Origin of the sequence: Enterococcus sp. DIV0660C, assembly GCF_017316125.1 — a bacterium.
In the GTDB taxonomy this organism is placed as follows: Bacteria; Bacillota; Bacilli; order Lactobacillales; family Enterococcaceae; genus Enterococcus_B.
Genome location: NZ_JAFLWA010000061.1, coordinates 1 through 7112, shown reverse-complemented (window position 1 = coordinate 7112; position 7112 = coordinate 1). Strand labels below are relative to the sequence as shown.

General features: G+C 36.2%; 5 protein-coding genes and 2 tRNA genes. All 7 read right to left on the bottom strand.

From position 1 onward, the window contains the following. Positions 1–30: 30 nt before the first annotated feature. A complete protein-coding gene (gene gor / locus DOK81_RS12200) occupies positions 31–1377 on the bottom strand; it encodes a glutathione-disulfide reductase (RefSeq protein WP_206911223.1) in 1347 nt (448 codons plus the stop codon). A gap of 36 nt (positions 1378–1413) precedes the next feature. Continuing rightward, positions 1414–2658 (bottom strand): U32 family peptidase, encoded by a 1245-nt coding sequence (locus DOK81_RS12195; RefSeq protein ID WP_206911221.1) that lies wholly within the window; start codon positions 2656–2658, stop codon positions 1414–1416. A gap of 19 nt (positions 2659–2677) precedes the next feature. After that, positions 2678–3601, bottom strand: a complete 924-nt coding sequence (locus DOK81_RS12190) for a peptidase U32 family protein (RefSeq protein WP_206911219.1) — start codon at positions 3599–3601, stop codon at positions 2678–2680. A gap of 167 nt (positions 3602–3768) precedes the next feature. Continuing rightward, positions 3769–6255 carry an ATP-dependent Clp protease ATP-binding subunit gene (locus tag DOK81_RS12185; RefSeq protein WP_206911217.1) on the bottom strand — a complete coding sequence of 829 codons (2487 nt, stop codon included), beginning with the start codon at positions 6253–6255 and terminating at the stop codon, positions 3769–3771. Between the two features lie 6 nt (positions 6256–6261). Continuing rightward, positions 6262–6729 carry a CtsR family transcriptional regulator gene (locus DOK81_RS12180; protein WP_206911215.1) on the bottom strand — a complete coding sequence of 156 codons (468 nt, stop codon included), beginning with the start codon at positions 6727–6729 and terminating at the stop codon, positions 6262–6264. Between the two features lie 145 nt (positions 6730–6874). Then, positions 6875–6948, bottom strand: a tRNA-Arg gene (locus DOK81_RS12175). Positions 6949–7002: 54 nt separating this feature from the next. Next, positions 7003–7076: transfer RNA gene (locus DOK81_RS12170), tRNA-Pro, on the bottom strand. Positions 7077–7112 lie beyond the last annotated feature (36 nt).

Genomic DNA, 7112 nt, shown 5'->3' with positions numbered 1-7112 from the left:
TGCTTGAACGTTTTTAATTTTGTAAATTTTCTAACGCATAGTCACAAATTCTTCTGCACCAGTAGGATGAATAGCTACTGTGTTATCAAAATCCGCTTTTGTTGCGCCCATTTTGATAGCAACAGCAAAACCTTGTAACATTTCATCTACACCTACACCAATCGCATGTAACCCAACAATTTTCTCTTCTTTCCCAGCACAAATCAGTTTCATTTCACATTTTTGACGATAGTCACTTAAGGCAAAGTACATTGGCGTAAAACGTGAACGATAAACTTTGATTTCTTTTTCGCCATATTTTTCTAGCGCCTGTTCTTCTGTCAAGCCAATCGTAGCAATCGGTGGATGTGTAAAGATAACTGTTGGAACCAAGTTATAATCTAAATACTCATCTTTCTTGCCATTAAACAAACGCTCTGACAAGCGACGACCTGCAGCAATCGCTACTGGTGTTAGATCGATTTTTCCAATGACATCCCCTACAGCAAAAATATGTTCATCTGTTGTATTTTGATATTTGTCGACTTGAACAAAACCTTTTTTTGTAAGTGTCACATTTGTATTTTCTAGTCCAAGATTTTTAGTATTAGGTACGCGACCACCAGCAAATAGTACACAATCACCCGTTAATGTATTACCATTATCAAAAATAACAGTATAGTCTTCATCATTTTTGATAATCTCAACAGCTGTATGGTTAGCAAAAGTCTTCATTCCTGCTGCTTGGTATATTTCAATCAAGTTATCTGATAGCATCTTATCAAATGTTCGTAGAGGCCTTTCTTTACGATAGGCCCACATTACTTCGCTGCCAAAACCTTGTAATACGCCAGAAAGCTCTGCAGCAATATATCCTGCACCAAGCACAATTGTTCGCGCTGGTAACTCAGTCAATTCAAAGAATCCGTTAGAATCGATCGCATATTCACCACCAGGGATTGTCATTTGACTCGCACGACCACCTGTCGCAATTAAAATTTTAGGTGCTTGATATCGTTGACCATTTACTTCAACTGTTTGACTATCAATAAATGTTGCATATCCTTTAACTGCATCTACTTGATTACTATCTAATCCTCGTTGATAAGCTCCATGTAAAAAGTCGATATATTTTTGACGTTTTTCTACTAATTCGGAAAAGTCAACCTTCGTTACATCTGCTTGAATCCCATAGCTTGATGCATCTCGTTCAATTGTTTCTAAAATCGTGCTTGCTTGCCACATCACTTTTTTAGGTACACAACCAACATTTACGCAAGTCCCACCAAGTTCATTACTTTCAATCAATAAAACTTTCGCGCCATACATACCCGCACGGTTTGCAGAAGCAATCCCTCCGGATCCTCCACCAACCACGATATAATCATAGGTTTTCATTTCGTTCCTCCTAGAAAAGACGAGTTTCCCCGGTCATTATTCTTTCTTTTTACGAATCATATCACCTGGTTTAACTGGTTGCTCAACCGGCATTGTTAAAATCATCATTGGATTTGGTGCACGGTCAATTGATTCGCCTTCCTCATTATACATAACTTCTACCGTTTGATAGAAATGATTGAACCCAGGACCATAAAACTCGATTTCATCATCAATAGAAAATAAGTTTCTTTGACGAATTGTTGCCATCTTCGTTTCATCGTCATAGGCTAAAACTTCTCCAACGAATTTATAAACAGGGATTTTACGTCGTGCACCAAATAATTGTTCATTCTCACTTGGTGTATCATAATAAAAACCAGTTGCTAATTCTCTTTGTGCAACTTTCCACAATTCATCAATCCACTCTTGCTTGCATACATAATTTTCTGGATCAGCCATATAGCTATCTACTGCTGCCTTATAAACATTTGAAACCGTAGAAACGTAATGAATTGATTTCATTCTACCTTCGATTTTAAAGCTATCTACCCCGTTTTCGATTAGTTCAGGGATATGCTCAATCATAGACATATCTACAGCACTCATTGAAAACTCTTCTTCAATTTCTCCGGAATCTGTCAAACTATTACGCTCTTGCCCAAACGGCATATCAAACAACCCATATTTCCAACGACATGATTGTGAACATCCACCACGGTTGGCGTCACGCATCGACATGTGATTAGAGAGCGTACAACGACCAGAATACGAAATACACATGGCGCCATGGATGAATGCTTCTATTTCAATGTCCGTGTTTTCACGAATAACTGCAACTTCTTCCATTGATACTTCACGAGCCAAGACAACGCGTTCTAACCCTTCTTCTTTCCAGAATTCCAAAGTTTCAAAATTGGTGGCAGAAGCTTGTGTTGATAAATGTATTGGTAAACCGGGTGCTTCTGTCGCACAAATTTCAATTAATGCTGGATCAGAAACAATCACAGCAGAAATACCCACATCACGTAAACTGCGGAAAAATTCTCCTGCTCCTTCTTCATTTCCTTCATGTGTCACCATATTTGCAGCTACATAAACTTTTGCTTGATGTTCTTTTGCAAAAGCAACACCTTCAGCCATTTCTTCATAAGTGAAGTTACCCGCACGACTCCTTAATCCATAAGCATTTCCACCGATATAAACAGCATCAGCACCATAATGAATAGCAGTTTTTAATTTTTCTAATGTTCCAGCCGGAGCTAGGACTTCCGGACGTTTTAATTTCTTTTTGGTTGTCATTTTTCTTTTGTCATACTCCTTATTTGATTGAAGTAGGATCAATATAAAAGAATCCTGTATCCAATTCTCGATTTTCTGGATGCAATTTACGAACCTTCTCTGTTAATTCGATTGCTATTTCTTCGTTCCAACTTCCTGCTAAAATATAATTTTTTGCTTCGACAAATAACTCAGCAATTTCAACGAAAGCATCTCCTGAAGTAAATAAACCATCTAATTTCCAAGTTCGATAATGATAAGTATTTAATTGTTCCAACTCATTCATTAAATTCAAATCATTACTTGCAAAGATATGTGTACCGTGACTATCCTCATAAATCGAATAGTGAGTTTCTTCTTTTTTAGGTTCAGAAATGAAAAGACCTCTTTCACGTCCAACTTCCTCTGTTTGTTGTGTGTAGTTATAATAATTTTGTAATAATGGTCGTTTGGATTGATGGATACAAGTTGCTCCGTATACTAAAATTTCTGTTGGAACTACTAGTGATTCTGCCATCGATTTCATTTCATCAAAAGGAACTTCCCTCGATAAAACTGCACCAACTGCTCCTTTTTTACTCCAAAAATTGATTTGGCGTGAGCTCGTTACAAGTGTTTCGCCATCATAGACAAATGGCAAACGTAACTCTGGATTTTTCTTCATCGTATAAATAATTCCAGTGTCGCCTACTGTAATGACATCTGTTCCAATTTCTTTTAAAAATTGAAGATATTCTGGCACTTTCTTCATTTTTTCAGGATGAATAATGCCGTTGACAGCGATATTCGCTTTTTTTCCATATTTATGTGCTAATTCAACTAATTCGCGCTGTTCATTTCTAGTAAATGAAGCGGGCAAACGTAAACCGAATTGTTCTTCTCCAAAATATAAAGTGTCAACTCCAGCGTTTAATAATTCTTCTGCTTGATTAAATGATTCAACAGTAGTTATGATTTCGATCATAGTTACCTCCTTCTACAACCTCATAATAGTAGCATAGGTCTAAAAACTTTCCAATAGTCCTTATATTTAAAGTTGGATTTTCGAAAATATATTTTGGTCTTTAGTTAAACAGTAAAAAATGGCACAAAAATCAAAATTGATTTTTGTGCCATTTATCAAAGTTAAATTCAGACAGAAACGATTTCCTTTTTAATTTTTGGTTCTCTAACATTCAAAGTGATTTTTCCTTTTGAACCACCAATAGTTACTCGATCACCTAGATGAATTTCTCCACTAAGCAAAGCTTCACTTAATCGATCTTCAACTTCTTTTTGAAGTGCACGACGGATTGGACGAGCACCGTACTCTGGATCAAAACCAGCTTTACCAATGATATCAATCGCTGCTTGGGTAATTTTCACTTCAATGTCTTGGTCTGCTAAACGTTTTACAATCGCTTTGCTCATAATTTGAACAATTTCACGAATTTCTTCTTTGTTCAGAGAGTGGAAGACTACTGTTTCATCAATTCTGTTCAAGAATTCGGGGCGAAAAGCTTTCTTTAATTCTTCTAAGATTCTTTTTTGCATTGCTTTATGATCTTTCGTTACATCTTGGACATTAAATCCGACATTTTTTTCTTCTCTAATTTGTGTCGCACCAATGTTCGATGTCATAATTAGAATTGTATTTCTAAAATCAACTTTTCTTCCCTTAGAATCTGTCAAATGACCATCATCAAGTACTTGCAATAGTAAATTAAAAACATCTGGATGTGCTTTTTCAACTTCATCTAACAAGATAACTGAATAGGGTTTTTGACGAATTTTTTCTGTTAATTGTCCACCTTCATCATAACCAACATATCCTGGAGGCGAGCCAATCAAACGACTAGTACTATATTTTTCCATAAATTCAGACATATCTACACGAATTAATGATTCTTCGCTACCAAACATCACTTCAGATAATGCTTTTGCAAGTTCTGTTTTCCCGACACCTGTTGGCCCAAGAAACATGAATGAACCAATCGGTCGTTGTGGATCTTTCAAACCACTTCGTGCACGACGGATTGCTCTAGAAACTGCTTTAACCGCTTCATCTTGTCCTACTACTCGTTCATGTAATAATGCTTCTAATTCTAATAAACGTTCGCTTTCTTTTTTCTCCAGTTGCTGTAATGGAACGCCTGTCCATTCAGAAACTACTGTTGCGACATCTTCATCAGTCACTCGATTAGCATAACCATTCGTATTTTTTTCTTCAATCAATAAAAGTTTTTCAAGTTTTTGTGTAGCTTTCTTTTCTTTATTACGCAAAAGGGCCGCGGTTTCAAAATCTTGTTTCTGAATGGCTCTTTCTTTCTCAATAACCAAACGCTCAATCTCAGCTTTAACTACTGTAGTCTCACTTACATCACTTGTTTGATCTAACCGAACTTTTGCTGCAGATTCATCAATCAAATCAATTGCCTTATCTGGAAGTTGCCTTGAATTGATGTAGCGAACAGAAAGAGTAACGGCGGCACGCAAAGCTTCGTCTGTAATTGCTACACCATGATGCTCTTCATAACGTGAACGTAGACCTCGCAAAATTTCTTCTGCTTCTTCAGTTGAAGGTTCATCGACTTGAATACGCGCAAAACGTCTTTCTAAAGCAGAATCTTTTTCAATATATTTTTGGTATTCATCTAAAGTTGTCGCGCCAATTGTTTGAAGCTCACCACGCGCTAACGCTGGTTTTAAAATATTTGATGCATCAATTGCGCCTTCCGCACCACCTGCACCTATCAGTGTATGCAACTCATCAATGAACAAAATAACTTGACCATCATTGTAAATTTCATCAATTACTTTCTTCATACGATCTTCAAATTCACCACGATATTTTGTTCCTGCTACTAAAGAACCCATATCTAACATCATCAAACGTTTTGAACGCATTTCTTCAGGTACTTCACCTAGAATAATTTTCTGGGCCAATCCTTCGGCGATAGCTGTTTTACCTACACCTGGTTCCCCAACAAGGACTGGATTATTTTTTGTTCGTCGACTTAATACTTGGATTACTCTTTTTACTTCTTTTGAACGACCTACAACAGGATCTAATTTATTTTCTTTAGCTAGTTTGGTTAAATCGCGAGCTAACGAGTCTAAAGTTGGTGTTCCTTTAACAGTTTGGCGCTTGTCTTGTGGATTTCTGCGACGACTAGCATTATTTTTAAGACCTTCATTCATGCCCATTTTTCGTTTAAGCATTTGACGAACAGTAGCAACATCTACTCCTAAGTTAATAAGAATACGTGTAGCCATAATACTCTCATCTTTCAACAAACTAGATAAAATTTGTTCTGTACCTATTTTTTGAATATTCATTTTTTTTGCTTCGCTATTTGCTAGTGCAAAAACTTGTTTCATTCGTGGTGAGTATGGAAGATAAATTCCTTCTACATACTTATTTACGCCACCATAACCAATTAAATGTTCAATTTCTTCATAAATATCTGTTTCATTTACGCCTAACTCACGTAAAACTTTCCCAGCAATTCCATTAGGTTCTAAAACTAAAGCTAATAAAATATGCTCAGAACTAACAGATTGGTGTTTTAATCTTTTTGCTTCATCTTGTGCGATTTCCAAGACTACTTGGGCCCGTTCATTAAAAAGTTCTTCCATCAATCTTCACTTCCCATCTTCATAACTTAACCGTTCTAAAAAAGCTCGTAGAATTCTAGCACGAATATGCCCTTCCAGGTCACTGTAATTTAGAGTGCTTTTTGCAATAGCACTAAGCATTAAATTTCCTTCTTTTTTTGTAATCATTTTATCCTCATATAATTTTTGGATAATTGAAAATGAATCTTTTTCACTGATTGTTTCATCAAATAGCTGATTAATTTGGTCTAACATATGTCTCTTGTCAGAAATTCGAACTTTTGCAATTCTAATATAGCCACCACCGCCGCGTTTACTTTCTACTAAATAACCGCGTTGAATAGTAAAGCGAGTGTTTATAACATAATTTATTTGCGAAGGAACGCAGTTAAAGAGGTCTGCCATTTCAATCCTTCGAATCTCAATCATTTCATTTTCTTCTAAAATTTTTTTTATATATGACTCAATTAAATCCGAGGTATTTTGATGTGCCATCTTCTTCATTCCCTTTGACTAATATTGACCTTAATTATAGCTAATTTAAACAAAGAATGAAAGGAGAATGCCTTTAGTTAATAAAAGTTTCAATAAAATACCATTTTAAACCAAAAAAAATACGGAATAAACTATTCCGTATTAACGCGCCCAAGAGGAGTCGAACCCCTAACCTTTTGATCCGTAGTCAAACACTCTATCCAGTTGAGCTATGGGCGCATATTCAATTTATAAAAATTATAAAACGAATTCAACAAAAAATCAATAAAAAAATCGGGAAGACAGGATTCGAACCTGCGACCCCTTGGTCCCAAACCAAGTGCTCTACCAAGCTGAGCTACTTCCCGAAAAAATAAAAAGACTACGCGCCCAAGAGGAGTCGA

Excerpts from the sequence above, each read along its gene's own strand:
- gor (WP_206911223.1), bottom strand. The coding sequence starts at position 1,377 with ATGAAAACCTATGATTATATCGTGGTTGGTGGAGGATCCGGAGGGATT.
- DOK81_RS12195 (WP_206911221.1), bottom strand. The coding sequence starts at position 2,658 with ATGACAACCAAAAAGAAATTAAAACGTCCGGAAGTCCTAGCTCCGGCT.
- DOK81_RS12190 (WP_206911219.1), bottom strand. The coding sequence starts at position 3,601 with ATGATCGAAATCATAACTACTGTTGAATCATTTAATCAAGCAGAAGAA.
- DOK81_RS12185 (WP_206911217.1), bottom strand. The coding sequence starts at position 6,255 with ATGGAAGAACTTTTTAATGAACGGGCCCAAGTAGTCTTGGAAATCGCA.
- DOK81_RS12180 (WP_206911215.1), bottom strand. The coding sequence starts at position 6,729 with ATGGCACATCAAAATACCTCGGATTTAATTGAGTCATATATAAAAAAA.